This is a genomic window from Mycobacterium sp. DL99 (genome assembly GCF_004762045.1).
Lineage (GTDB): Bacteria > Actinomycetota > Actinomycetes > Mycobacteriales > Mycobacteriaceae > Mycobacterium.
Window position 1 is genome coordinate 2,945,920 of sequence record NZ_SJOM01000007.1, and the last position, 25,761, is coordinate 2,971,680.

A 25,761-nucleotide genomic window follows, 5' to 3' on the forward strand; every position below is an offset into this window, starting at 1 on the left:
CGTCGTCGGCTACAACAAACTGCGGGTGGCCGACGTGCACGTCGCCGAGGCGTTGAGCGGCATCGACGTCGAGCTGACCCGCCGGGCCGCGCTGATTCCGGCGCTGGTGCAGACCGTGGCGACGTTCGCCAAGCACGAGACGGCGGTCCTCGGCCGGGTCAGCAGTGCCCAGGCGGCGCTGACCTCGGCGACCGGCGGCGCCTCGGTGGTGCAGCGCAGCGCAGCCGAACGTGATCTCGACTCGGCCCTGACCGGGGTGCTGGCGCTGGGATCGTCCTATCCGCAACTCAATTCGTCGAACAACTTCCTGAACCTGCAGGAGAACCTGACCGACACCGAGAACAAGCTGGCGTTCGCCCGGCGGTACTACAACGACGCTGTCGCCACCCTCAACCGGCTGGTCGGAACGATCCCGTGGGTATATCTGGCCCCGTTGGCCGGGGTATCCGAGCGGGAGTACTACCAATCGCCACATTAGGGAAGCAGCGGGCCGGATACCTAGACTGATTCGGTGCGCCTCGTCTTTGCCGGAACTCCAGAGCCCGCCCTCCCGTCGTTGCAGCGGCTGATCGACTCGCCTCGTCACGATGTGGTCGCGGTGCTGACCCGGCCCGACGCGGCCGCCGGGCGCCGCGGCAAGCCCGCACCGTCACCGGTCGCGAAGCTGGCACTCGAGCACGAGATACCGGTGCTGCGCCCGTCGCGGCCCAACTCCGACGAGTTCGTCGCCGAACTGTCCGAGCTGGCACCGGACTGCTGCGCCGTCGTCGCCTACGGCGCGCTGCTGAGCGAACGCCTGCTCGCGGTGCCCCGACACGGCTGGATCAATCTGCACTTCTCGTTGCTGCCTGCCTGGCGCGGGGCAGCGCCGGTGCAGGCCTCCCTCGCGGCCGGTGACGAGGTGACCGGGGCCACGACGTTCCTGATCGAGCCGGCACTCGACTCCGGACCGGTCTACGGCGTGGTCACCGAGCGGGTGCGTGACACCGACACGGCGGGCGATCTGCTTGGGCGGCTTGCTGATTCGGGTGCCGCACTGCTGGAGTCCACGTTGGACGGCGTCGCCGAGGGGGCGCTGACCGCGGTGCCCCAGCCGGCCGACGGCGTGAGCCTGGCGCCCAAGATCACCGTGGAGTCCGCCCGGGTGCGCTGGGACCTGCCGGCCCACGTCATCGACCGGCAGATCCGTTCGGTCACCCCGAATCCTGGTGCCTGGACGATGATCGGGGACCTGCGCGTCAAGGTCGGTCCGGTCACGGTGGAACCGTCGGAAGATTCGTTGGCGCCCGGTCAAATCCGTGTCGACCGCAATGCCGTATTGGTCGGTACCGGCTCGCAACCGGTTCGGCTGGGGCAGATTCAACCGCCCGGCAAGAAACCCATGAACGCCGCCGACTGGGCCCGCGGTGCGCGGTTGGAGGAATCGGTGCGCGCATCATGAGTAACTCGCCGAACCGACCCAACCGTGCACCGCAACGCAACCGCCAGCACCGGCGCACACCCCTGGATCCCGCCCGCCGGGCGGCGTTCGATGTGCTGCGCGCGGTGTCGGAGCGCGACTCCTACGCCAACCTGGCCCTGCCGCCGCTGCTGCGGGAGCGGGGGATCGAGGGCCGCGACGCTGCCTTCGCCACCGAGCTGACCTACGGCGCCTGCCGGACGAGGGGGATGCTCGACGCGGTCATCGAGGCGGCGGCCGGGCGCCCGCCCGAGCGGATCGATCCGGTGCTGCTCGACCTGTTGCGGTTGGGCACCTACCAGCTGCTGCGCACCCGGGTCGAACCGCATGCCGCGGTGTCCACCACCGTGGAACAGGCCGGAATCGAATTCGATACGGCCCGAGCAGGTTTCGTCAACGGTGTGCTGCGGACGATCTCCCGCAGCACCGAGCAGGAATGGATGGAGCAGCTGGCGCCGCCGGCGGCCACCGATCCGGTCGGGCACGCGGCCTTCCTGCACGCCCACCCGCGGTGGATCGCCCAGGCCTTCACCGACGCACTGGGAGCCCGCGCCGGTGAACTCGACGCCCTGTTGGCCAGCGATGACGAGCGTCCGTTGGTGCACCTGGCAGCACGGCCCACCGCGATGACCGCAGCCGAGCTGGCCGCGCAGGCCGACGGCACCGTGGGCCGCTACTCGCCGTACGCGGTGTACCTGCCCGGTGGCGACCCCGGACAGCTGGCGGCCGTGCGCGACGGTGCCGCCCAGGTCCAGGACGAGGGCAGCCAGCTGGTGGCCCGCGCCCTGACCCTCGCCGAACTCGACGGCCCGGACAACGGTCGCTGGCTGGACCTGTGCGCAGGTCCCGGCGGTAAGACCGCACTCCTGGCCGCCATCGGTGCGGCCTCGGGTGCCCGGGTCACCGCGGTCGAACCCGCGCCGCGCCGTGCCGATCTCGTCGAGGAGAACACCCGGGGGCTCGACGTCGACGTGGAGCGCGTGGACGGGCGGGAATCGGGCCTGGATTCCGGCTTCGACCGGGTCCTGGTCGATGCGCCCTGCACGGGGTTGGGGGCGCTGCGCCGGCGCCCGGAGGCACGTTGGCGTCGCCAGCCCGGCGACGTCCCCGGGCTGGCGAAACTGCAGCGCGAACTGCTCGCCGCGGCCATCGCGCTGACCCGGCCTGGCGGCGTGGTCCTGTACGCGACCTGTTCGCCGCACCTGGCCGAAACGGTCGGGGTGGTGGCCGATGCGGTGCGCCGGCATCCGGTGACTCAACTGGACACTCGGGAGTTGTTCGCCCCGGCCGACGACCTCGGTGATGGACCGCACGTCCAGCTGTGGCCGCACCGGCACGGGACCGATGCGATGTTCGCGGCGGCTCTGAAAGTAGGGTGATCGCCATGGCAGAACCCCTGATCGCCCCTTCCATCCTGTCCGCTGACTTCGCGCGGCTGTCCGATGAGGTCGCCGCGGTGGCCGGGGCCGACTGGCTGCACGTCGACGTGATGGACAACCACTTCGTGCCCAATCTCACGCTGGGCCTGCCCGTGGTGGAGTCCCTGCTCAAGGCCACCGATATCCCGATGGACTGCCATCTGATGATCGACCAGCCCGAGCGCTGGGCGCCGCCGTATGCCGAGGCGGGTGCTTACAACGTCACGTTCCACGCCGAGGCCACCGACAACCCGATCGGCGTGGCCCGCGATATCCGTGCCGCCGGCGCCAAGGCCGGCCTGTCGGTGAAGCCGGGCACCCCGCTGGAGCCGTACTTGGAGATCCTCAAGGAGTTCGACACCCTGCTGGTGATGTCGGTCGAGCCCGGGTTCGGTGGACAGAAGTTCATGCCGGAGGTGCTCTCCAAGGTGAGCATCGTGCGCCGCCTCGTCGACTCCGGCGAGCTGACCATCGTCGTCGAGATCGACGGCGGCATCAACGCCGACACCATCGAGCAGGCCGCCGAGGCCGGCGTGGACTGCTTCGTCGCCGGCTCCGCGGTGTACAGCGCGGCCGATCCGGCCGCCGCGGTGAAGTCCCTGCGTCAGCAGGCTGCGAGCGCCTCGAGACATCTGACGCTATGACGCCCGAGGCCGCGATGCGGCTGGCCATCGAGCAGGCCGAACCGGTCAAGGGCTCGACCTACCCGAACCCGCCGGTCGGCGCGGTGGTCCTGGACAGCGACGGGCAGATCGCCGGCGTCGGCGCGACGCAGCCCGTCGGAGGCCCGCACGCCGAGGTGATGGCGCTGCAGGCGGCAGGGGACCGGGCCAAGGGTGGCACCGCCGTAGTCACCCTCGAGCCGTGTAATCACCACGGGCGGACCCCGCCGTGCGTGGATGCGCTTCTGGCATCGGGGATTTCGGCCGTCACCTTCGCGGTGGCCGATCCCAACCCGGCGGCGGAAGGCGGGGCGCAGCGGCTCGCCGAGGCTGGTGTCACGGTCACTGCCGGGCTGCTGGCCGACGACGTCGAGAACGGGCCACTGCGCGAGTGGTTGCACAAGCAGCGCACCGGATTGCCGCATGTCACATGGAAATTCGCCACCAGCGTGGACGGCCGCAGCGCCGCCGCCGACGGTTCCAGCCAGTGGATCACCAGTGAGGCCGCCCGGGCGGACGTTCATCGCAAGCGGGCCGCGGCCGACGCCATCGTGGTCGGTACCGGGACGGTGTTCGTCGACGATCCGACGCTGACGGCGCGCCGGGCCGACGGCACGCTGACCGGTCATCAGCCCCTGCGGGTCGTGGTGGGGATGCGCGAGGTGTCGCCGGACGCCAAGGTGCTCAACGACGATTCGCACACGATGCTGATCCGTACCCATGATCCGCATGAGGTGATGCGGTCGCTGGGTGACCGGACCGACGTGCTTCTGGAGGGTGGGCCGACCCTGGCCGGGGCCTTCCTGCGGGCCGGCGTGGTGAACCGGATCCTGGCCTATGTGGCGCCGATAATGCTGGGTGGGCCGATCACCGCGGTCGACGACATCGGGGTGCCCAGCATCATGCACGCGCAGCGGTGGCGGTTCGACGGCATCACCGCCATCGGGCCGGACGTTCGCCTGAGTCTGGTGCCCAACTGATAGCAGCCTCCCAGGAGGTAGCCAGCTTTAGTTAGGGTGACCTAAGTTACGCTCGTGAAATGCCGGGCATTGTCGGTCATGATCGGTACACTCGTACCAAAGCGCGTTCGCTGCCGAATGTGCGCCGGGTGAACACGAGCAAAGGACGCGAGCATGACTGCACTGCAGGATTGGCTCCCCAGCACGCCATGGACTCCCCGCACGATCCGGGCGTTGGTCCGAGTCCCGTTACGGCTCGTGCTGCCCGGCCGGCCGGATGAGGCCGACCGGGCACCACGTTTGCTGAGCCCCGGGGTCGAACGCTGCTGAGCCGATCAACTCGACCGATGGCGTCCCGGCGGTTGGTCGGTGCCCTGGACTGCCGGGTCGGCTGACTGGACCGGCAGGACCTGCGTCGGCAGGTACAGCTGCCCGGTCGACGTGTCGTCACTGTCACCGGCGCGCAGGTCCTCGGGAGGACCGGCAGGTTCGTCGACATGGACGTGGCGTGCGGCGATCAGCAGACCGAGCACCGCACCCACCACGCAGACGATCGCGGTGATCCCGAAGATCTCGGCATACTGCGCCACGTAGGCAGCCCGGTATCGACAGAGGGTCCGGTCCAGCGGCGGGAGGCTGGCGCAATCCGGGTTCGGCGTGGCCAGATGCTGATTGAAGCGGTACAGGCCCCACGCGGACAGGGCCGCGATTCCGATCAGCATGCCGATCATCCGGGACACCACGACGAATGCGGAAGCGATGCCGTGTTGTGCGGCAGGTACCACTCGCAGTGTGGCCGAGGTGAGCGGGGCGATCACCAACCCGAGTCCGAATCCGACGATCGCCAGATCGGTATCCAGCACCGGCAGCCGGAACAGGACCAGGTCGTGGTACTCGTCGAGCACGGTGATCGACCAGTTGGTGATCAACCAGAAGCCGCCGGCCGCGATCATCAGTCCGAAGAAGCTGACGATGCGGTCCCCGACGCGGGTGGCGATCCAGCCGCCGATCAGCGCGCCGATGGGTAGGGCGACCAGGAACCGCAACAGCAGGAATGCGGCGTCGTACTTGTCCTTACCGAGCACGCCCTGGCCGAACAGCTCGACATTGACCAGCGTGACCATCAGGGCGGCACCCGTGCACAACGATGCGGCCAGCGCGGCCAGGAACGGCCGGAACCGCACACCCGCGGGTTCGATCAACCGGGTGCGGGCGACCCTTTCCCAGGCGAAGAATGCGATCGCCGCCACCAGCGCACCGATCAGGACCGGAAGACCCCAGTCGGGTAAAACCTGCTTGCCGTCCGGTTTCGGGTTGTACAGGCCCATGACGGCCAGGCCCAACGCGATCGCCAGCAGGACGCCGCCGATGACATCGACCTTCTCGGGGTGGTCGCTCGGTTCCTTGCCCGGCAGGCTGAAGTGGATCATCACCATGGCGATGAGGGCCAGCGGCACGTTGATCCAGAACGCGGCCTGCCAGTGATGGAACACCGCGACCGCGCCGATGCCGTACAGCGGGCCCAGGACGCTTCCGAACTCCTGGGCGGCGCCGACCCCGCCGAGTACCGCGGCCCGGCTGCGAGCTGCCCACAGATCGGCGGCCAGCGCCAGGGTGACCGGGAGTAACGCACCGCTCGCGACGCCCTGGATCGCACGGCCCACGATCAACATGTCCAGATTGGTGGACAGCGCCGTGATGACCGAGCCGACCGCGAAACCGGCCAAACCGACCTGGATCAGCATCTTGCGGCCGAACCGGTCAGAGGCGCGGCCCAGAAGCGGCATGGCCGCGATGTACCCCAGCAGGTACCACGTAATGATCGGGGTGACCTTCTGGATCTCGTTTACCGCAATGCCGACGTCGGACATGATGTCGGTCATCACCGTGATCACGACATAGGTGTCGAGGGCGCCGAGCAGCACGGCAAGGCTGCCCGCGCTGATCGCGATGTGGCGGCTGCGGCCGGACCTCACCGACTCCGCGGTGGACATCAGGAAGCGGGCTTGGTGACGGTGACCTGCTTGCCCCAGTCAGACAGGGTCATGGTGACGCTGTTTCCGGGCGTGGGTTCGAGCTTGGCCTGCAGCAGGGTGTGGTTCCCGTCCTCGGTGATCCAAGCGGTTCCCGGGACCGGGCCCTCAGCCTTGAGCTGCGGGGCGATCTTGTTGACCGCGTCGGGGCTGACCGTGCCGGTCACCCGGACTCCCTCGGTGCCGTTGACGGATTCGCGGCCGTCGGCCTTGGGATCACTGAAGTTCGCGAGCACGTTGGCCAGGCCGTTGTCGGGGTTCAGGATCGCCGAGATGTCGTAGATGCTGGCGGCGGGCCCGTAGTTGGACAGCGGATCGCCGGGGGTCAGGGCCGCGTACAGGTCGCCGCCGGCCACCACGAACTTCGCGTCGGCCAGCTTTTGGCCTGCGAACAACAGATCGGCGGTGCCTTCAGCGGCCACCTCGGGGGTGTTGGTCAGGTCCCCGTCGAGCTTCTCGATGGGGAGGCCTTTGATCGTGCCCTGCACGGTCAGCAGCAGATGCACGCTCTGCTGGGCCTTGGTGGCGGCCGAGGATTCCTGCAGCAGCTGGGCGGCATCGGGCAGCGGGGCGTTCGACTTCTCCGAGGACGAAGAGGACGAGCAGCCGGCGACGAGGGCGGCCGCTGCGAAGAGAATTGCGAGTAAGGACTGGACTGCGAAGCGTGGGCGCGTCTGCATTACTGCATCGTAGAGGCTCGCGGTGCCCGGGCGTTTTCTCCAACTGATGCTCGAGGCGAATAGTCTGGTCGGCGTGTTCACCGGAATCGTTGAAGAGCTGGGTGTCCTGGTCGACAAGGCGGAGCTGACGGATGCCGCCCGGTTCACCATCCGCGGCCCCGTGGTCACCGCCGATGCCGGTCACGGCGACTCGATCGCGGTGAACGGGGTCTGCCTGACTGTGGTGGACGTACTGCCCGACGGCGCGTTCACCGCCGACGTCATGGGGGAGACGCTGAACAGGTCGAGCCTGGGCGGGGTCGGGGTGGGCAGCCAGGTCAACCTGGAGCGGGCCGCCGCGGTCAACAGCCGCCTCGGCGGCCACATCGTTCAGGGCCATGTCGACGGCACCGGCACTGTGATTTCCCGCACGCCCTTCGACCACTGGGAAGTCGTCCGCATCGGGCTGCCCACCGCGCTGTCGCGCTACGTCGTGGAGAAGGGCTCGATCACCGTCGACGGGGTCTCGTTGACGGTGTCCGCAGTGGGTGACGACTGGTTCGAGGTGTCGCTGATCCCCACCACGCGTGAGCTCACCACGCTGGGTCAGGCGGCCGTCGGAACGACGGTGAATCTTGAGGTGGACATCATCGCCAAGTACGTGGAACGGCTGATGGCCGGTCCCGGTGAGTAAGAGCTGGCAATAACCGCTGGATTTCGGTGGTTCATACTGGAGTCGGCGATTGGTCCCGCATTGGGGGACCTGTCATTAGAACAGGCAAGGTGGCGCAGATGACCAGGCTCGATTCCGTCGAGAGGGCGATTGCCGATATCGCGGCGGGCAAAGCCGTGGTGGTGATCGACGACGAGGATCGCGAGAACGAGGGCGATCTCATCTTCGCCGCCGAGAAGGCGACTCCCGAACTCGTGGCGTTCATGGTCCGCTACACCTCGGGCTATCTGTGTGTGCCGCTGGACGGTGAGATCTGTGACCGGCTGGGCCTGTTGCCGATGTACGCGGTCAACCAGGACAAGCACGGCACCGCCTACACCGTCACGGTGGACGCCAAAAAGGATGTGGGAACCGGCATTTCGGCTTCCGACCGGGCCACCACGATGCGGGCGCTGGCCGATCCGGCGACCGTCGCCGACGACTTCACCAAGCCCGGCCACGTAGTTCCGCTGCGGGCCAAGGACGGTGGCGTGCTGCGCCGCCCCGGACACACCGAGGCAGCCGTCGACCTGGCCCGCCTGGCCGGGCTTCAGCCCGCCGGCGCGATCTGCGAGATCGTCAGCCAGAAGGACGAAGGCGACATGGCGCGCACCGATGAGCTGCGCGTCTTTGCCGACGATCACGATCTGGCGCTGATCTCGATCGCCGACCTGATCGAGTGGCGCCGTAAGCACGAGAAGCACATCGAGCGGATCGCCGAGGCGCGTATCCCGACCCGGCACGGCGAGTTCGTGGCGGTCGGCTACAAGAGCATCTACGAGGACGTCGAGCATGTCGCGCTGGTTCGCGGCGACATCGCCGGGCCGGCCAGCGACGGTCACGACGTCCTGGTCCGGGTTCACTCCGAATGCCTGACCGGCGACGTGTTCGGCTCCCGACGATGTGACTGCGGCCCGCAGCTGGACGCCGCGATGGCGATGGTGGCCCGTGAAGGCCGCGGCGTGGTGCTGTACATGCGCGGTCATGAGGGCCGCGGCATCGGTCTGATGCACAAGCTGCAGGCCTATCAGTTGCAGGACGCGGGCGAGGACACCGTCGACGCAAATCTGAAACTCGGCCTGCCTGCCGATGCCCGCGATTACGGCATCGGCGCCCAGATTCTGGTCGACCTGGGTATCCGGTCCATGCGGCTGCTGACCAACAACCCGGCCAAGCGGGTGGGGCTCGACGGATATGGGCTGCACATCATCGAGCGGGTAGCACTGCCGGTGCGAGCGAACTCGGAGAACATCCGCTACCTGATGACCAAGCGGGACCGGATGGGCCACGACCTCGTCGGACTCGAAGACTATGACGAAGCGGTGAGCATGGACGACTACGACGAGGCGGTGTACCTGCTCGGCGACCGCCGGCCGCCCAGTGCGACCGACTCGGGCTCGAGCCTGTGAGCGGCCACGGAGTCCCTGATCTGCCCCAGATCGACGCTTCGAATGTGAAGCTGGCGATCGTGGCCAGCACCTGGCACACCCAGATCTGCGACGCGCTGCTGGATGGCGCGCGCAAGGTTGCCGCCGACGCCGGCATCGACGAGCCGACGGTGGTCCGCGTGCTCGGCGCCATCGAAATCCCGGTGGTGGCACAGGCATTGGCGGCCACACATGACGCGGTGGTGGCGTTGGGCGTGGTCATCCGTGGGCAGACCCCGCACTTCGACTACGTGTGCGACGCGGTGACGCAGGGCTTGACCCGGGTGTCGCTCGACGCGTCCACACCGGTCGCCAACGGTGTGCTGACCACCGACAACGAGGCCCAGGCCCTGGATCGCGCCGGCCTGCCGGATTCCGCCGAGGACAAGGGTGCCCAGGCCGCGGCGGCGGCGCTTTCCACCGCGCTGACCCTGCGGGAACTGCGCGCGAAGGCGTGACCGGCCGATGACTGCAGAAACCTGGGACCTTGATATCCGGCCTTACCGGACACCGTATTTCGCCTACGGGGCGGCACTGATCATCTTTCTGGCGCACGTCGCGGTCGGCGTGCTGCTGAAGGTGGGGTCCACCGGTGTGGTCTTCCAGACCTCCGATCAGGTGGCGATCGCCTTGCTGGGAGCGATCATCGGCGGAGTGGTGCTGTTGTTCGCGCGGCCCCGGCTCAAGGTCGGCCCGACCGGCGTGGCGGTCCGGAATCTGGTCAGCTTCAAGGTGATTCCCTGGTCTGAGGCCCTCGGCGTGACATTCCCGGTCGGAGCCCGCTGGGCTCGGCTGGACCTGCCCGACGACGAGTACATTCCGGTGATGGCGATCCAGGCCATCGACAAGGGGCGTGCGGTCGAGGCCATGGACGAGGTCCGGGAGCTGATCGACCGTTACCGCTCGAATCTCGTCTGACACCACAGGGTCAACCGACGTCGCCGAGTACCAGCCCTTCGCGGCGCGGATCGGCCCCGCCGATCCAGCCCGACGGTGTGCGCACCAGGGCTGAGAGCCCACTGGACTGATCGGCCAGCGACACCTGATGTCCGAGTGCCCGCAGGCCCTCGACCAGTTGATCACGGTCCCCGTTGGCGACCGTATCGACCAACGGATGCTCCCCGCCGACGTTGGTCACGGGTGTGTTGGCCGCACCGAAGTCGATCATTGACACCGCCTGCTGCGGGTCCAGGTTCCAATCCATGATGCCGACAAGGGTTTTCACGACGAACTGGATGATCACCGCACCGCCGGGGGAGCCCACGACCGCATACAGGGGACCCCGTTGCGGCCCCGCCTTGTCGAACACCAGCGTCGGCGCCATGGTGCTGCGTGGGCGCTTGCCGGCCTGAACCCGGTTGGGTACGGGATGGCCTTCGGTGCTGGTCGGCTCGGCGGAGAAGTCGGTGAGCTGATTGTTGAGCAGGAAGCCGTCGACCATGTGGAACGAACCGAAGGCGGACTCGATCGTTGTGGTCAGTGACGCCGCATTGCCGTGGCTGTCGATCACGCTGATCTGGCTTGTGCCGTGCTCAGGCGGCGGCGGAATGGTCATCGGTGGGGCGAAGTCCCCGGGCGCGGCCGTGCCCATCGTGTGGTTCCGCGAGATCAGGGCGGCGCGGCCGGTGAGGTAGGCGCCGCCGAGCAGTGTCTCGGGTGATCCGCCGGGTAGTGGGACGAAATCGGTGTCGGCGACGTAGCGATCGCGGTCGGCGTAGGCGAGGCGTTCGGCCTCCGAGGTCAGGTGCACCCCGGTCACCGAGGGATGCCCGCCGTTGAGGTCGATGCGCACCGGCTTGTAATCGCTCATGGGGAAGTGCTCGAGCATGCCGAGGGTGGCAGCCACCGCGATGCCGCCCGACGACGGCGGTGGCATACCGCAGACCTCGCGACCGCGGTAGGTGGTGCACACGGGGTCGCGGTGTTTGACGGTGTACCCGGCAAGATCCTGTTCGGTCATGGCGCTCGGCGTGCGGCCGCCGCTGGTATCGGTCGCGGCCGCCACCACAGCGCGGGCGATGTCGCCGGTGTAGAAGGCCTGAGCACCCTCGGATGCGATGGCGCCCAAGGTTTTCGCGTAGGCGGGGTTGGTCATGCGGGTGCCCACCAGCTTGGGACTGCCGTCGGGGTTGAGGAAGTAGCCGGCCGACGCGGGATCCAGCCGAAGTTGGGCGTCGGCATCGTCGATGGCCGCAGCCAGGCGCGGGCTGACGTCGAATCCGTTGTCGGCCATCGACACGGCAGGGTCGAAGAGATCGCGCCAGGCCTTCTTGCCGAACTGATGGTGCACGTCGTCGAGCAGTCGCACGATCCCCGGCACCCCGATGGAGCGGCCCGATGCCCGGGCGTCGGGTTTGGGGATCGAGCGGTCTGTCTCCGACACCCAGCGCAGGTAGTTCTCGGTCGCCGCGGCCGGGGCGGTCTCACGTCCGTCATAGGCGCGCACCGCGTTGCCTGCCGCGTCGTAATAAAGCAGGAAGCCGCCGCCGCCGATCCCGGAGGACTGGGGCTCGACGAGGCCGAGCACGGCCTGTGCGGTCACCAGTGCGTCGGCAGCGGTACCACCGTCGCGCAGCACTTTGCAGGCGGCTTCGGTGGCCAGTGGATTGGCGGTGGCCACCGCATAGGTGGCCGTGCGGACCGCGGTCATGTCGCTGCGGTAGCCGGTGCCGATCTCGGGGTTGGTCGCGAGGTTGCGGGTTGTCGGCGGTGCCGACGGTTGAGCAGGGGTCGGCGGTGGGGGTGCCTGAGGGGGTTTGGGCAACGGGGTCCCGTTGGAAATGATCTGGCACGGCCCGGCATCGGTCCTCGCGGGGCGCCGACTGCCGTCGGAGCATCCGGCAAGGATCATAGCGACGACACTGAGCAGCGCGATGACCGAACGGGTGGACGCCAGCAACCGCACAGTTCGACGGTAGCGGAGTTCCGTCGGATCGCGGCAGTAACCTGGAAACCGTGCCCGATCCAGCGACGTACCGGCCGGCGCCCGGATCGATACCAGTAGAGCCGGGCGTGTACCGGTTCCGGGACCCGCACGGTCGGGTCATCTATGTCGGCAAGGCCAAGAGCCTGCGCAGCCGGCTGACGTCGTACTTCGCCGATATCGCGAGCCTGGCGCCGCGCACCCGGCAGATGGTGATGACGGCGGGCAGTGTCGAGTGGACGGTGGTCACCACCGAGGTCGAGGCACTGCAGCTGGAGTACAACTGGATCAAGGAATTCGATCCACGCTTCAACATCCGCTACCGCGACGACAAGACGTACCCGGTGTTGGCGGTCACGCTCAACGAGGAGTACCCGCGGCTGATGGTGTATCGCGGGCCGCGGCGCAAGGGCGTGCGGTATTTCGGCCCGTACTCGCATGCGTGGGCGATCCGGGAGACACTCGATCTGCTGACCCGGGTGTTTCCGGCCAGAACCTGTTCTGCGGGAGTGTTCAAGCGGCACAGGCAGATCGACCGTCCGTGTCTGCTCGGCTACATCGACAAGTGCTCGGCGCCGTGCATCGGTAGGGTCAGCGCCGAGGAACACCGGCGCATCGTGCTGGACTTCTGCGATTTCCTGTCGGGCAAGACCGACCGGCTGGCCCGCGACATGGAGCAGCAGATGATCGCGGCCGCAGAGGAGTTGGACTTCGAACGGGCGGCCCGGTTGCGCGACGATATCGCGGCACTGAAGCGTGCGCTGGAGAAACAGGCAGTGGTCCTCGGCGACGGCACGGACGCCGACGTGGTGGCGTTCGCCGACGACGACCTCGAGGCGGCCGTTCAGGTCTTCCACGTGCGCGGGGGGCGGGTGCGGGGCCAGCGCGGCTGGATCGTCGAGAAGTCCGGTGACCCAGAGCAATCCGGGCAGGAGCACCTCGTCGAACAGTTCCTCACCCAGTTCTACGGCGAACAGGCCGAATTGGGCGGCGCGGCCGATGAGGCGACCAACCCGGTGCCGCGGGAGGTCCTCGTGCCGGTGCTGCCGCCGAATGCCGATGAACTGGCGGCATGGTTGTCCGGGCTTCGTGGCTCGCGCGTGAGCCTGCGGGTGCCGGTGCGCGGCGACAAACGCACACTGGCCGAGACTGTCGCGCGCAATGCACAGGAGGCGCTGGCCCAACACAAGCTCAAGCGTGCTGGCGACTTCAACGCGAGATCGGAAGCGCTACAGAGCATTCAGGATTCGCTGGGTCTGGCCGATGCGCCGTTGCGGATCGAATGTGTGGATATCAGCCATGTGCAGGGCACCGATGTGGTCGCCTCACTGGTGGTGTTCGAGGATGGGTTGCCGCGAAAGTCGGACTACCGGCACTACGCGATCCGTGAGGCTGCCGGTGACGGCCGCTCCGATGACGTCGCCTCGATCGCCGAGGTGACCCGGCGTCGTTTCCTGCGGCACGTGAGCGATGCGCAGCCCGAGGCAGGCACCGAGCAGCGTCCGCGCCGGTTCGCCTATCCGCCAAACCTGTTCGTCGTGGACGGTGGTGCCCCTCAGGTCAATGCGGCGGCCGCGGTGCTCGACGAACTCGGCGTCACCGATGTCGCGGTGATCGGGCTGGCCAAGCGGCTGGAGGAGGTGTGGGTGCCTTCCGAGCCGGATCCGGTGATCTTCCCGCGAAACAGTGAGGGGCTGTATTTGTTGCAACGCGTGCGCGACGAGGCACACCGGTTCGCGATCAGCTATCACCGCAGCAAGCGGTCCAAGCGGATGACCGCCTCGGCGCTCGACTCGGTGCGTGGTTTGGGCGAGCAGCGCCGCAAGGCGTTGGTGACGCATTTCGGCTCGGTGGCGCGACTCAAGGAGGCCACGGTCGAGGAGATCACCGCGGTGCCGGGGATCGGTGTGACGACGGCGAAGGCCGTCCTGGCTGCGCTCGGCGGTGAGCCGCCAATCGAGCACGGCGGTGAGCCGCCAATCGAGCACAGCGGTGAGCCGCCGAGCACGCCGCCACCGGTCGAGGGCGAAGACCCGCGAAGTGAGAACAGCGCCGGACTGGGCGATTCAGGGGCGCCCGCAACGGTTATCGAGGATGATCGACGCAGGGTGTCGGGATGACGGGTAACGGGGACATGAGTAGCCAGGCGGTTCGCGCATGAATGAACATCTGCGCGAGGGCGGCATCGTAGGTGGTGCGGACGCGGATTCGGGAATCGACGTGGTGCTGGTCACCGGCTTGTCCGGGGCGGGGCGCGGCACCGCTGCCAAGGTGTTGGAGGACCTCGGCTGGTATGTCGCCGACAACCTGCCGCCGGAGTTGATAGCGCGCATGGTCGAGTTGGGGTTGGCCGCCGGATCACGGATCACCCAGCTTGCCGTGGTGATGGATGTGCGGTCGCGTGGCTTCACCGGCGATCTCGACTGGGTGCGCAACGAATTGGCGGCCCGCAGCATCACCCCGCGGGTGTTGTTCCTTGAGGCGTCCGACGACATCCTGGTACGCCGGTATGAGCAGAACCGGCGCAGCCACCCGCTGCAGGGCACCCAGACCCTGGCCGAGGGGATCGCTGCCGAGCGGGCGTTGCTGGCGCCGGTGCGGGCTGCGGCCGACCTGGTGATCGACACGTCTGCGCTCCCGGTGCCGGCGTTGCGTGAGAGCATCGAGCGTGCGTTCGGCGGTGAGACCGTCGCCTACACGAATGTCACTGTGGAGTCATTCGGCTACAAGTACGGCCTGCCGATGGACGCGGACACGGTGATGGATGTCCGGTTCCTGCCGAACCCGCACTGGGTCGACGAATTGCGGCCGCACACCGGCCAGCATCCGGATGTGCGTGACTACGTGCTCGGACAACCGGGCGCCAGAGAATTTCTCGACACCTACCATCGTCTGTTGGACGTGGTGATCGCCGGATACCGCCGGGAGGGGAAGCGTTATATGACCGTCGCCATCGGGTGCACGGGTGGCAAACATCGGAGCGTGGCGATCGCGGAGGCGCTGGCGGAGCGGTTGCAGGGCGGTGACGGGCTCACCGTCCGCGTGCTGCACCGGGATCTGGGTCGCGAATGACCCCGCGCATCGTGGCCCTCGGTGGAGGGCACGGTTTGTACGCCACCTTGTCCGCGGCGCGCCGGCTCAGCCCGCACGTGACGGCCGTGGTGACGGTTGCCGACGACGGTGGATCGTCGGGTCGGCTGCGCAGCGAACTCGATGTGGTGCCACCAGGTGATCTGCGAATGGCGTTGGCGGCCTTGGCCTCTGACAGCCCGCATGGTCGGTTGTGGGCGACGATCATCCAGCACCGGTTCGGTGGCAGCGGCGCGCTCGCCGGTCACCCGATCGGCAATCTGATCTTGGCCGGCCTCAGCGAGGTGCTCGCCGATCCGGTCGCTGCCCTCGACGAGCTCGGGCGCATCCTCGGTGTGAAGGGCCGGGTGCTGCCGATGTGCCCGATCGCTCTGCAGATCGAGGCCGATGTCGCGGGCCTGGAGACCGATCCGCGGATGAGCCGGGTGATCCGCGGTCAGGTGGCGATCGCCACCACGGTGGGCAAGGTGCGCCGGGTGCGGTTGCTGCCCGGAGATCCGCCGGCCACCCGACAGGCTGTCGAGGCCATCATGAGCGCCGATCTCGTGGTGCTCGGGCCGGGGTCGTGGTTCACCAGTGTGATCCCGCACGTGTTGGTGCCGCAGTTGGCGGCGGCATTGCGGGCGACGACGGCGCGGCGTGCGCTCGTCTTGAATCTGGCGGCGGAGCCGGGTGAAACGGCGGGGTTCTCGGCGGAGCGTCACATCCACGTTCTGGCCCAGCATGCTCCGGACTTCAGCGTGCATGACATCATCGTCGATGCCAGCCGGGTGCCGAGCGACCGTGAACGGGAGCAACTCAGCCGCACTGCCAACATCCTCAACGCTCGAGTTGAGTTTGCTGACGTGTCTCGACCTGGTACACCTTTACATGACCCGGCGAAGTTGGCCGCGGTGCTGGAGGGTGTCCGATTGCGCTCGATGGCGCCCGGGGCCGTGCAGGAGGCCACCGTTCCCACGCCCGCTGCGAGGTCGGTCGACGTGGCGCACCAGGAACCGGCGCCGAACACACCGAGAGGGGACGATCCGTGGCGATGACAGCCGAGGTGAAAGACGAGCTGAGCCGTCTCGTAGTCAACTCGGTGAGCGCTCGCCGCGCGGAGGTGGCGTCGTTGTTGCGTTTCGCCGGCGGCCTGCACATCGTGGCCGGCCGCGTAGTGGTGGAGGCCGAGGTGGATCTCGGGATCATCGCGCGCCGCCTGCGCAAGGACATCTACGACCTGTACGGGTACAACGCCGTGGTGCACGTGCTCTCGGCCAGCGGAATCCGGAAGAACACCCGCTATGTGGTGCGGGTGGCCGCCGACGGGGAAGCGCTGGCCCGGCAGACGGGCCTGCTCGATCTTCGTGGACGCCCCGTACGTGGCCTGCCGGCACAGGTGGTCGGCGGCAGCGTCGGGGACGCCGAGGCCGCGTGGCGTGGTGCGTTCCTCGCCCACGGCTCGTTGACCGAGCCGGGACGGTCGTCGGCGCTGGAGGTCAGCTGCCCCGGTCCGGAGGCGGCACTGGCCCTGGTCGGTGCGGCCAGGCGGCTCGGAGTCAGTGCCAAGGCCCGCGAGGTACGCGGTGCCGACCGGGTCGTGGTGCGCGACGGCGAGGCGATCGGTGCCTTGTTGACCCGAATGGGAGCCCAGGACACCAGGCTGACGTGGGAGGAACGGCGGATGCGCCGCGAGGTCCGCGCCACCGCCAATCGTCTGGCCAATTTCGACGATGCCAACCTGCGCCGGTCGGCGCGTGCCGCGGTGGCTGCGGCTGCCCGGGTGGAACGTGCGTTGGACATCCTGGGTGACGGGGTGCCCGATCACCTGGCGGCGGCGGGCAAGCTGCGGGTCGAACACCGTCAGGCGTCGCTGGAGGAGTTGGGCCGGCTCGCCGATCCGCCGATGACGAAAGATGCTGTGGCCGGCCGTATCCGGCGCCTGCTGTCGATGGCGGACCGCAAGGCCAAGCAGGAAGGGGTTCCCGACACCGAGTCGGCGGTTACCCCGGACCTGCTCGACGACGCCTGATCCGAGCGAAATCGCAAACGCTCCAAGTCATCACACTGGCAGCGGGGCCCATCCGCCGCGGAATGCGGTGGTCGGGGACCCCGAGGTCAATGGGATGTCAAATGCCACAAAAGGTCTCGTGGCGTAAACGCTCCGTCGAATGGCCATCGAGTTCGATTGGTGGATGAACGGGTCGAGGAACGTGCACCAGATGCACGGGCCGACCAGGATTGGCGCCAGCCCGGGAGACTCACTCGGCGTGGCGATTCCGGGCAGACCGGCCGTAGCGAGTGCACGGATCGTGCCGACATGGCCGAGACCCTTCCTGTCCTCATCGCCACCAGCGTGCGGGCGACGATCACTGCCGCGACGACTGCCATGCCGGCGTGGCCGCCCATTCGCCGGCTGGTGAGACCGGTCACAGTATTCAAATAGTGACTGTTATTCGAATAGCACATACTATCTGAAATATGGTCGATGACCGAAGCGGCACGGACCTAGCGCCGGTACGGCTGACCAGAGCCGAGAATCAGGCACGGACCCGCGCCGCGCTTCTGGATGCCGCCGCTCGGACCTGCGCCCAGAAGGGTTATGCCGCGGCATCGGTGGACGAGATCGCCCGTACGGCCGGGTATTCAATCGGTGCGGTCTACTCGAACTTCTCCAGCAAGGAGCAGTTGTTCTCCGAGCTGATGACCGAACGCGCCTCCGGCCGGATCGACCAGGTGGTGCAGTCCATTTCCGAGGACACAGAAGTCGGACCGCTGACCGCCCTGGGTCGGGTCCTCGTTGACATCGCCGACAACGACATCGAGTTCGAGGCCATCCAGGCTGAATTCTGGTTGCACGCCGTGCGCAATCCCGAGGCCATGCAGATCCTGCAGGATCGGTCGTCGCGCACGTTGGCCTCGCTGCGCGAGATCCTCGCCGATGCGTTGGAGCGCAACAACATCGACGACAGCGTCTCCGTGGAGGGCTTCGCGGTGGTGGTTCTCGCGCTCTTCCAGGGATTGATCCGGCAACGGCGCATCGACCCCGACCGGGTGCCCGACGAACTTTTCGGGCAGGCGCTGGCCTGGCAACTGGCAGGCATGCCGAAGGCGTCGGGCCGCAAGTCGGCGTCGGCTGAGAACCGGTAGAAGGGAAGTAACCGCCGTGGACCCGCTGCGGATCGGGCTGTACGCCATGCCCGCCTACTTCGTCCTGATGGCGATCGAGTTCCTCAGCTATCGCTTCGACAAAGACAAAGACAAAGACAAAGACGACAGCGGCTCAGCGCGGCCGCGGGCCGGGATCTCGTGGCGAGACAGCGCCACGAACCTCTCGATCTACGCACTGGGCTTCGTCCTGCGGCCGTTGGACAGATTCATCGCGGTTCCGATGGTCGCTATCGCCGCATCGCTGACGCCGCTGCACCTCTCGGCATCGCACTGGTGGGTCTGGGTGCTGGCCATCGTGCTGGCCGACCTGGCCTACTACCTGCAGCACCGGATGTCGCACCGGATCAGGATGTTCTGGGCCGCGCACAACGTGCACCACTCGAGCCAGTACTTCAACCTGTCCACCGCCATGCGATTGTCCTGGCTGATTCCCGGCTCGTTTCTGAACACCATCGGGTACGTCGGATTGGCGCTGATCGGCATCCCGGCATGGTTGGTCTTCCTGTCGCAGGCGATCGTGCTGCTCTACCAGTTCCCGATCCACACCGAGCGCATCGATCGGCTTCCCCGCGCGATCGAGTACGTGTTCAACACGCCGTCGCACCACCGCGTGCACCACGGAGCCAACAATCCCTATCTCGACAAGAACTACGCCGGCATCTTCATTCTCTGGGACCGGATGCTCGGCACCTTCGCCGCCGAGGGGGAACCCGTCCGCTACGGCCTGACCAAGAACATCGACACCTACAACCCGATCAAGGTGAACTACCACGAGTTCGCCGCCATGCTCACCGACGTCTGGCGGGCACAGACCTGGCGCGGCCGGTTCGGCTACCTGTTCGGGCCGCCCGGCTGGAGCGAAAACGCCGATACCGCAGCGACTGTCGAACGTGAGGTGCAGAAGCTGTCGGTTCCGAGCACGGTGAGCTAGGCGCGCCGTCGTGCGTCGTCGCCGCCACTTGCCGGACCGTCGGTCTTGAGGCACCCCGACGTCATCCTCACGTTGTAGTGTGTGGCGACAAACTTCGACGTCAACCCCCCGATTGAGGCAGCAGTCGCGATGAGACTGATTCTTGAGCTGATCCGCCCCTACCGGTTGCTGGTCGCCGGAATCTTCGCGGTCCTGCTGGTGCAGATCGCCACGGGCCTGGCCGCGCCCTGGCCGTTGAAGGTGGTGCTGGACAGCGTCGTCGGCCACCACCCGCTGCCGGGATGGTTGCACGGTCTGCTGCAGCCACTGCTCGGTGGCGAAGGCAAGATGCATATCGCCGGCCTGGCCGCGATCATGGTGTTCGTCATCGCGGTGGTGGCAGCCATCGCGTCCTACGTGGCCAACTACCTGACCGAAACGGTCGGTCAGCGCATCGGGAACGATCTGCGCACCCGCGCCTACCATCACCTTCAGCAGTTGTCGCTGAACTATTTCGACACCCACCGGGTCGGGCCGATCCTGAGCACGCTCACCGATGACGTCGACACCATTCAGGGGTTCGCGTCGGCCTCCACGCTGGGTATCGCGACCGACCTGCTGACCATCGTCGGCATGTTGGCCATGATGCTGTGGCTGCAATGGGATTTCACGCTCATCGCGCTGGCGGTGGCGCCGCTGCTGCTGTTGTTCGTCTCGCGTATCCGTAAGGCGGTCAAGGCAGCGACACACGAAGTGCGCAAGCGGGAATCGGACATCGTCGCGGTCGCCGAGGAAGGTCTGCAGTCGATCCGTGTGGTCAAGGCGTTCGACCGCGAGGAGATGCAGGAGCGCCAACTGGAGGTGGCCGGTCAGCAGGCCGTGGATGCCGCGCTCAACGCCAGGCGGGTGAAGTCGGTGGTGTCACCGATCGTCACCGTCGTGGTGGCCGCCTGCACCGCGGTGGTGCTGTGGCGCGGTTCGGCGCTCATCCTCGCCGGTGCGATGACGGCGGGCACGCTGACCGTGTTCATCTCGTACCTCGCGTCGTTCTTCAAACCCGTGCAGGATCTGGCCAAGCTCACCAACACCATCGCCATGGCCTCGGTCGGGGTGGACCGGGTCAACGCGCTGCTGACCGCCGAGACGTCAGTTCAGGAGAAGCCCGAGGCCGTCGAACCGGAGAAGATCAAGGGTGCGATCAGCTTCGAGCGGGTGGCGTTCAGTTACGACAGTGAGACTCCCGTGCTGCGGGATGTCACCTTCGAGGTGAAGCCGGGCCAGCTGGTGGGTGTCGTCGGGCACACCGGAAGCGGAAAATCCAGTCTGGTCAGCCTGATTCCCCGGTTCTACGACCCGAATCAGGGCGCCGTCCGCATCGACGGCGTTGACCTGCGCGACTACAAACTTCACGAACTCCGCCGCCAGATCGCCTATGTCCTGCAGGACACGGTCCTGTTCCGGGGCACCATCCGCGACAACATCGCCTTCGGACGGCCCGACGCCGATCACGACGAGATCATCGAGATGGCCAAACTGGCCAACGCCCACGAGTTCATCTCCGCGATGCCACAGGGCTATGACAGCCCGGTGGGGGAGCGTGGGCTGACGCTCTCCGGCGGTCAGCGTCAGCGCATCGGTATCGCCCGCGCCCTCATCCGGGACAGCCCGATCCTCATCCTCGACGAACCGACCGCCGCTTTGGACGCGGAGTCCGAGCATCTGGTGATGTCAGCGCTGCAGCGACTGATGAACGGACGCACGGTGATCACAATCGCCCACCGCCTCAGCACGATTCGCGATGCGGACAAGATCGTCGTGCTCGAGGAGGGCCGTGTGGTCGAAGAGGGATCACACACCGAACTCCTGACCGCAGGCGGCAGATATGCCGAGTTGCACCGCATCCAATTTGAGGACGAGACAACGTGACGCGTTCGCTGATCATCCTGCCCGACGACTCGGCCCAGCCGGTGCTCGACGCGATCGGTGCGTCCACCCGGTCGGTACGGATCAAGATGTTCGCCTTCAACCACCTGCCGTTGCTGGACGCGGTGGTGGCCGCCCACCGGCGCGGCGTAGACGTCAAGGTCATGCTCAACCCCGAGCGGCGCGACGGGGAAACCGACAACGACGTCGCGCGGGAGACGTTGGAGCGGTTCGGCATCGAGGTCCGGGCCAGCAACCCGGCCTTCGATCTGACACACGAGAAGTCGATGGTGGTCGACGACGACCACGCGTTTGTCGAGTCGTTGAACTGGACCGAGGAGAACTTCACGGTGACGCGCGATTACGCCGTCGTGACTCCCAGCGCGTATGAAGTCGCCGAGATCGTCGATTGCTTCGAAGCCGACTGGGCGCGCGAGGAGTTCGATCCCGGCGGTGGGGCACACCTCATCTGGTGCCCTACCAATGGTCGGCATCGCATCGCCGAGTTCATCGACAGCGCCAAACACACGTTGTTCGTCCAGAACGAGCGCTATCAGGATCCGGTGATCATCGAGCGCCTGGTCCGTGCGGCGCATCGCGGGGTCAAGGTTCACGTGATGGCCCGCGCGGCCCACCACCTCAAGTCGGGCAAGCTCCTCGAAGGCGTCAGCGGGATGCGCATCCTCGACGACGTCGGTATCAAGATCCACCGGCTCAAGCACATGAAGCTGCACGCGAAGATGATTCTGGCCGACCACGCGCGGGCCATCGTCGGCTCGATCAACTTCTCCCCGGGCAGCTTCGACCATCGTCGCGAATTGGCCATCGAGGTGACTGATCACCACATCATCAAGCGGCTGAACGAGGTGGCCCACCACGACTGGAAACACTCCGCGCCGATGGACCTGTCGGACGAGGGGTTGATCGCCGATTTGGTCGGCCAGGATGCGCACGAACTCGATCAACTCGCCCTGCACGAGCGCGACATCTGATGCACTGACCAGACCGCACGGCGGGGACGTATCCCCACTAGGCTGGCTGCGGGCAGTTCAGTTAACGGCAACTGTAGGGAGAATCACGTGACTATCCGGGTAGGCGTTAACGGCTTCGGCCGCATCGGGCGCAATTTCTACCGGGCCCTGGCGACGCAGCAGGCCGAGGGGCAGAACACTGACATCGAGATCGTGGCGGTCAACGACCTCACCGACAACGCCACCCTGGCTCACCTGCTCAAGTTCGACTCGATCCTTGGTCGCCTGCCGCAAGACGTCAGCCTCGAGGGCGAAGACACCATCGTCATCGGCGACAAGAAGATCAAGGCGCTCGAAGTGAAGGAAGGCCCGGCCGCGTTGCCCTGGGGTGACCTGGGCGTCGATGTCGTCGTCGAGTCCACCGGTATCTTCACCGCCCGCGCCAAGGCGCAGGGTCACCTCGATGCCGGCGCCAAGAAGGTCATCATCTCTGCGCCGGCCAGCGATGAGGACATCACCATCGTGCTGGGCGTCAACGACGACAAGTACGACGGCAGCCAGAACATCATCTCCAACGCCTCGTGCACCACCAACTGCCTCGGCCCGCTGGCCAAGGTCCTCAACGACGAGTTCGGCATCGTCAAGGGCCTGATGACGACCATCCACGCCTACACGCAGGACCAGAATCTGCAGGACGGCCCGCACAAGGATCTGCGTCGCGCCCGCGCTGCTGCCTTGAACATCGTGCCGACCTCGACCGGTGCCGCCAAGGCCATCGGCCTGGTGCTGCCCGAGCTCAAGGGCAAGCTGGACGGCTACGCCCTGCGGGTCCCGATCCCCACGGGTTCGGTCACCGACCTGACCGCCGAGCTGGCCAAGCCGGGGTCCGCCGACGAGATCAACGCTGCGATGAAGGCCGCCGCCGAGGGCCCGATGAAGGGCATCCTCAAGTACTACGACGCGCCGATCGTGTCCAGCGACATCGTCACCGACCCGCACAGCTCGATCTTCGATTCGGGCCTGACCAAGGTCATCGACAACCAGGCCAAGGTCGTCTCCTGGTACGACAACGAGTGGGGATATTCCAACCGCCTCGTCGATCTGGTCGGACTCGTAGGGAAGTCGCTCTAATACCAATGACTGTTAAGACACTCGCTGACCTGTTGGCCGAGGGCGTAGAAGGACGCGGCGTTCTGGTCCGCTCCGACCTCAACGTCCCCCTCGATGACGAGGGCAACATCACCGACCCGGGTCGCATCATCGCCTCGGTCCCCACCCTCTCGGCGCTGGCCGAGGCCGGCGCCAAGGTCGTCGTCACCGCGCACCTGGGCCGCCCGAAGGGTGGCCCGGATCCCAAGTTCTCACTGGCCCCGGTCGCCGCGGCGCTGGGGGAGAAGCTCGGTCGCCACGTCCAGTTGGCCGGGGACGTGGTCGGCACCGACGCGCTGGCCCGCGCCGAGGGACTCACCGACGGTGACGTCCTGCTGCTGGAGAACATCCGCTTCGACCCGCGGGAGACCAGCAAGGATGACGCCGAGCGGCTGGCGTTGGCCGAGGCGCTGGCCGCCCTGGTCGAGGGTGCCGACGGCTCGCCGGGCGCCTTCGTCTCCGACGGCTTCGGCGTGGTCCACCGCAAGCAGGCTTCGGTCTACGACGTCGCCACCCTGCTGCCGCATTACGCGGGCACGCTGGTGGCCACCGAGGTCCAGGTGCTCGAGCAACTGACCAACTCGACCGAACGGCCCTACGCCGTGGTGCTCGGCGGGTCCAAGGTCTCCGACAAACTCGCGGTGATCGAGAACCTGGCCACCAAAGCCGACAGCATTGTCATCGGCGGTGGTATGTGCTTCACGTTCCTTGCTGCTCAAGGGGTTTCGGTCGGAACCTCGCTGCTGCAGGAGGAGATGATCGACACCTGCAAGCGGCTGCTGGACACCTACGCCGACGTGATCCACCTTCCGGTCGACATCGTGGTGGCCGACAAGTTCGCCGCCGACGCCGAGCCGGAGACCGTGGCCTCCGATCGCATCCCCGAGGGCAGGATGGGGCTGGACATCGGCCCGGAGTCGGTCAAGCGCTTCACCGCATTGCTGTCCAACGCCAAGACGGTGTTCTGGAACGGCCCGATGGGTGTCTTCGAATTCCCGGCCTTCGCGGCGGGCACCAAGGGCGTGGCTGAGGCGATCATCGGTGCCACGGAAAAGGGTGCGTTCAGCGTCGTCGGCGGCGGCGACTCGGCCGCCGCGGTGCGCCAGCTCGGTCTGCCCGAGGACGGTTTCTCGCACATCTCGACCGGCGGCGGCGCGTCGCTGGAATACCTTGAGGGCAAGACCCTGCCCGGCATCGAAGTACTGGAGTCGTAGAACATGGCCCGTAAGCCGCTCATCGCCGGCAACTGGAAGATGAACCTCAATCATTTCGAGGCCATCGCGCTTGTGCAGAAGATCGCATTCGCCTTGCCGGACAAGTACTTCGACAAGGTGGATGTGACGGTCATCCCGCCGTTCACCGATCTGCGCAGTGTGCAGACCCTGGTCGACGGGGACAAGTTGCGGCTCACCTATGGCGCCCAGGACGTGTCCCGGCACGATTCGGGTGCCTACACCGGTGAGATCAGCGGGGCGTTCCTGGCCAAGCTCGGATGCAGCTTCGTGGTGGTGGGGCACTCCGAGCGGCGCACCTACCACGGCGAAACCGATGAGCTCGTGGCGGCCAAGGCCGCCGCGGCGTTCAAGCACGGCATCACCCCGATCATCTGCATCGGCGAACAACTCGAGGTGCGTGAGGCGGGCAACCACGTCGAGTACAACGTGAACTCGTTGCGCGGCTCCCTGGCCGGTCTGAGCAAGGAGCAGATCGGCCAGGCGGTTATCGCCTACGAGCCGGTGTGGGCGATCGGCACCGGTCGGGTGGCCAGCGCGGCTGACGCGCAGGAGGTCTGCAAGGCGATCCGTGGTGAGTTGGGCAACCTGTCCTCGCCACAGCTCGCCGCCGGAGTGCGGGTGCTCTACGGCGGGTCGGTCAATGCCAAGAACGTCGGCGAGATCGTGGCGCAGGGCGACGTTGATGGTGCACTGGTCGGTGGTGCTTCGCTGGACGGCGAGCAGTTCGCGACGCTGTCGGCCATCGCCGCGGGCGGACCGCTTCCGTAACCCCGGGGGCCTGGGCCGGATACCGCACCCGGTAGTCTTACAACCATGGAATTGGCTCTGCAGATCACTCTGGTCGTGACCAGCGTGCTGGTTGTGCTCCTGGTGCTGCTGCATCGTGCCAAAGGTGGCGGTCTGTCCACCCTGTTCGGTGGCGGTGTCCAGTCCAGCCTGTCCGGCTCCACTGTGGTCGAGAAGAACCTCGACCGGCTGACGCTATTCGTTACCGGCATCTGGCTGGTGTCGATCATCGGCGTCGCACTGCTGATCAAATACAGCTGACATATCGCGGCCACCCCGTAGAGACAGATAACCG

25 protein-coding genes are annotated in these 25,761 nt (G+C 67.0%); 22 read left to right on the forward strand and 3 right to left on the reverse strand.

Annotated features, from left to right (window positions below):
* From EYZ64_RS14700 to EYZ64_RS32045, 6 genes are all read left to right on the forward strand, one after another.
* Nucleotides 1-478 (forward strand): LemA family protein (locus EYZ64_RS14700; RefSeq protein WP_135460013.1); only part of this gene is annotated, 478 nt, incomplete at its 5' end.
* A gap of 33 nt (nt 479-511) precedes the next feature.
* Complete coding sequence (gene fmt / locus EYZ64_RS14705) at nt 512-1,441, forward strand: methionyl-tRNA formyltransferase (protein ID WP_135454204.1); 930 nt, start codon at nt 512-514, stop codon at nt 1,439-1,441.
* A complete protein-coding gene (locus tag EYZ64_RS14710) occupies nt 1,438-2,838 on the forward strand; it encodes an RsmB/NOP family class I SAM-dependent RNA methyltransferase (protein WP_135454207.1) in 1,401 nt (466 codons plus the stop codon). Before fmt ends, EYZ64_RS14710 begins: the two co-directional genes overlap by 4 nt.
* Before the next feature lie 5 nt (nt 2,839-2,843).
* Nucleotides 2,844-3,521, forward strand: a complete 678-nt coding sequence (rpe, locus tag EYZ64_RS14715) for a ribulose-phosphate 3-epimerase (protein ID WP_135454209.1) — start codon at nt 2,844-2,846, stop codon at nt 3,519-3,521.
* Entirely contained in the window at nt 3,518-4,519 is a 1,002-nt protein-coding gene (ribD, locus tag EYZ64_RS14720) for a bifunctional diaminohydroxyphosphoribosylaminopyrimidine deaminase/5-amino-6-(5-phosphoribosylamino)uracil reductase RibD (protein WP_135454211.1), read from the forward strand. Before rpe ends, ribD begins: the two co-directional genes overlap by 4 nt.
* Before the next feature lie 153 nt (nt 4,520-4,672).
* Nucleotides 4,673-4,828: a hypothetical protein gene (locus EYZ64_RS32045; protein ID WP_167857834.1), complete on the forward strand. Its 156-nt coding sequence runs from the start codon at nt 4,673-4,675 to the stop codon at nt 4,826-4,828.
* A 5-nt stretch (nt 4,829-4,833) separates the two neighbouring features.
* Here the strand turns inward: EYZ64_RS32045 and EYZ64_RS14725 are convergent, their stop codons facing one another.
* A complete protein-coding gene (locus EYZ64_RS14725) occupies nt 4,834-6,492 on the reverse strand; it encodes an MFS transporter (protein ID WP_286174919.1) in 1,659 nt (552 codons plus the stop codon).
* Nucleotides 6,492-7,211, reverse strand: a complete 720-nt coding sequence (locus EYZ64_RS14730; RefSeq protein WP_135454215.1) for an LppX_LprAFG lipoprotein — start codon at nt 7,209-7,211, stop codon at nt 6,492-6,494. The genes EYZ64_RS14725 and EYZ64_RS14730 overlap by 1 nt, the downstream gene beginning before the upstream one ends.
* 73 nt (nt 7,212-7,284) lie before the next feature.
* Here EYZ64_RS14730 and EYZ64_RS14735 point away from each other — a divergent pair, with 73 nt between their 5' ends.
* The 4 genes from EYZ64_RS14735 (at nt 7,285) to EYZ64_RS14750 (ending at nt 10,247) form a co-directional block, all read left to right on the forward strand.
* The gene (locus EYZ64_RS14735; RefSeq protein WP_135460014.1) at nt 7,285-7,884 is read left to right on the forward strand and encodes a riboflavin synthase; all 600 of its coding nucleotides are present in this window, start codon (nt 7,285-7,287) and stop codon (nt 7,882-7,884) included.
* 98 nt (nt 7,885-7,982) lie between these two features.
* Entirely contained in the window at nt 7,983-9,311 is a 1,329-nt protein-coding gene (locus EYZ64_RS14740; protein ID WP_135454217.1) for a bifunctional 3,4-dihydroxy-2-butanone-4-phosphate synthase/GTP cyclohydrolase II, read from the forward strand.
* Nucleotides 9,308-9,787 carry a 6,7-dimethyl-8-ribityllumazine synthase gene (gene ribH / locus EYZ64_RS14745; protein ID WP_135454219.1) on the forward strand — a complete coding sequence of 160 codons (480 nt, stop codon included), beginning with the start codon at nt 9,308-9,310 and terminating at the stop codon, nt 9,785-9,787. Before EYZ64_RS14740 ends, ribH begins: the two co-directional genes overlap by 4 nt.
* A gap of 7 nt (nt 9,788-9,794) precedes the next feature.
* The gene (locus tag EYZ64_RS14750) at nt 9,795-10,247 is read left to right on the forward strand and encodes a PH domain-containing protein (protein WP_135454222.1); all 453 of its coding nucleotides are present in this window, start codon (nt 9,795-9,797) and stop codon (nt 10,245-10,247) included.
* A gap of 10 nt (nt 10,248-10,257) precedes the next feature.
* Here the strand turns inward: EYZ64_RS14750 and ggt are convergent, their stop codons facing one another.
* Nucleotides 10,258-12,180: a gamma-glutamyltransferase gene (ggt, locus tag EYZ64_RS14755; protein ID WP_135460015.1), complete on the reverse strand. Its 1,923-nt coding sequence runs from the start codon at nt 12,178-12,180 to the stop codon at nt 10,258-10,260.
* Nucleotides 12,181-12,284: 104 nt separating this feature from the next.
* Between ggt and uvrC the strand changes: the two genes are divergently transcribed.
* From uvrC to secG, 12 genes are all read left to right on the forward strand, one after another.
* Nucleotides 12,285-14,372 (forward strand): excinuclease ABC subunit UvrC, encoded by a 2,088-nt coding sequence (gene uvrC / locus EYZ64_RS14765; protein WP_135454226.1) that lies wholly within the window; start codon nt 12,285-12,287, stop codon nt 14,370-14,372.
* A 37-nt stretch (nt 14,373-14,409) separates the two neighbouring features.
* On the forward strand, nt 14,410-15,324 hold the full coding sequence (rapZ, locus tag EYZ64_RS14770) for an RNase adapter RapZ (protein WP_135454228.1): 915 nt from the start codon (nt 14,410-14,412) through the stop codon (nt 15,322-15,324).
* Nucleotides 15,321-16,379 (forward strand): uridine diphosphate-N-acetylglucosamine-binding protein YvcK, encoded by a 1,059-nt coding sequence (yvcK, locus tag EYZ64_RS14775; RefSeq protein ID WP_135454231.1) that lies wholly within the window; start codon nt 15,321-15,323, stop codon nt 16,377-16,379. Before rapZ ends, yvcK begins: the two co-directional genes overlap by 4 nt.
* On the forward strand, nt 16,376-17,353 hold the full coding sequence (gene whiA / locus EYZ64_RS14780; protein WP_077741723.1) for a DNA-binding protein WhiA: 978 nt from the start codon (nt 16,376-16,378) through the stop codon (nt 17,351-17,353). The genes yvcK and whiA overlap by 4 nt, the downstream gene beginning before the upstream one ends.
* A 449-nt stretch (nt 17,354-17,802) precedes the next feature.
* On the forward strand, nt 17,803-18,471 hold the full coding sequence (locus tag EYZ64_RS14785; RefSeq protein WP_135454233.1) for a TetR/AcrR family transcriptional regulator: 669 nt from the start codon (nt 17,803-17,805) through the stop codon (nt 18,469-18,471).
* A 46-nt stretch (nt 18,472-18,517) separates the two neighbouring features.
* A complete protein-coding gene (locus EYZ64_RS14790) occupies nt 18,518-19,423 on the forward strand; it encodes a sterol desaturase family protein (protein ID WP_167858115.1) in 906 nt (301 codons plus the stop codon).
* A gap of 129 nt (nt 19,424-19,552) precedes the next feature.
* A complete protein-coding gene (locus EYZ64_RS14795) occupies nt 19,553-21,328 on the forward strand; it encodes an ABC transporter ATP-binding protein (protein WP_135454237.1) in 1,776 nt (591 codons plus the stop codon).
* Nucleotides 21,325-22,317: a phospholipase D-like domain-containing protein gene (locus EYZ64_RS14800; protein WP_135454239.1), complete on the forward strand. Its 993-nt coding sequence runs from the start codon at nt 21,325-21,327 to the stop codon at nt 22,315-22,317. Before EYZ64_RS14795 ends, EYZ64_RS14800 begins: the two co-directional genes overlap by 4 nt.
* Nucleotides 22,318-22,404: 87 nt before the next feature.
* On the forward strand, nt 22,405-23,427 hold the full coding sequence (gap, locus tag EYZ64_RS14805; RefSeq protein ID WP_135454242.1) for a type I glyceraldehyde-3-phosphate dehydrogenase: 1,023 nt from the start codon (nt 22,405-22,407) through the stop codon (nt 23,425-23,427).
* Nucleotides 23,428-23,432: 5 nt separating this feature from the next.
* Entirely contained in the window at nt 23,433-24,659 is a 1,227-nt protein-coding gene (locus EYZ64_RS14810) for a phosphoglycerate kinase (RefSeq protein ID WP_135454244.1), read from the forward strand.
* Nucleotides 24,660-24,662: 3 nt separating this feature from the next.
* Nucleotides 24,663-25,448 carry a triose-phosphate isomerase gene (tpiA, locus tag EYZ64_RS14815; RefSeq protein ID WP_135454246.1) on the forward strand — a complete coding sequence of 262 codons (786 nt, stop codon included), beginning with the start codon at nt 24,663-24,665 and terminating at the stop codon, nt 25,446-25,448.
* A gap of 45 nt (nt 25,449-25,493) precedes the next feature.
* A complete protein-coding gene (gene secG / locus EYZ64_RS14820; protein WP_059164073.1) occupies nt 25,494-25,727 on the forward strand; it encodes a preprotein translocase subunit SecG in 234 nt (77 codons plus the stop codon).
* The last annotated feature ends 34 nt before the right edge of the window (nt 25,728-25,761 follow it).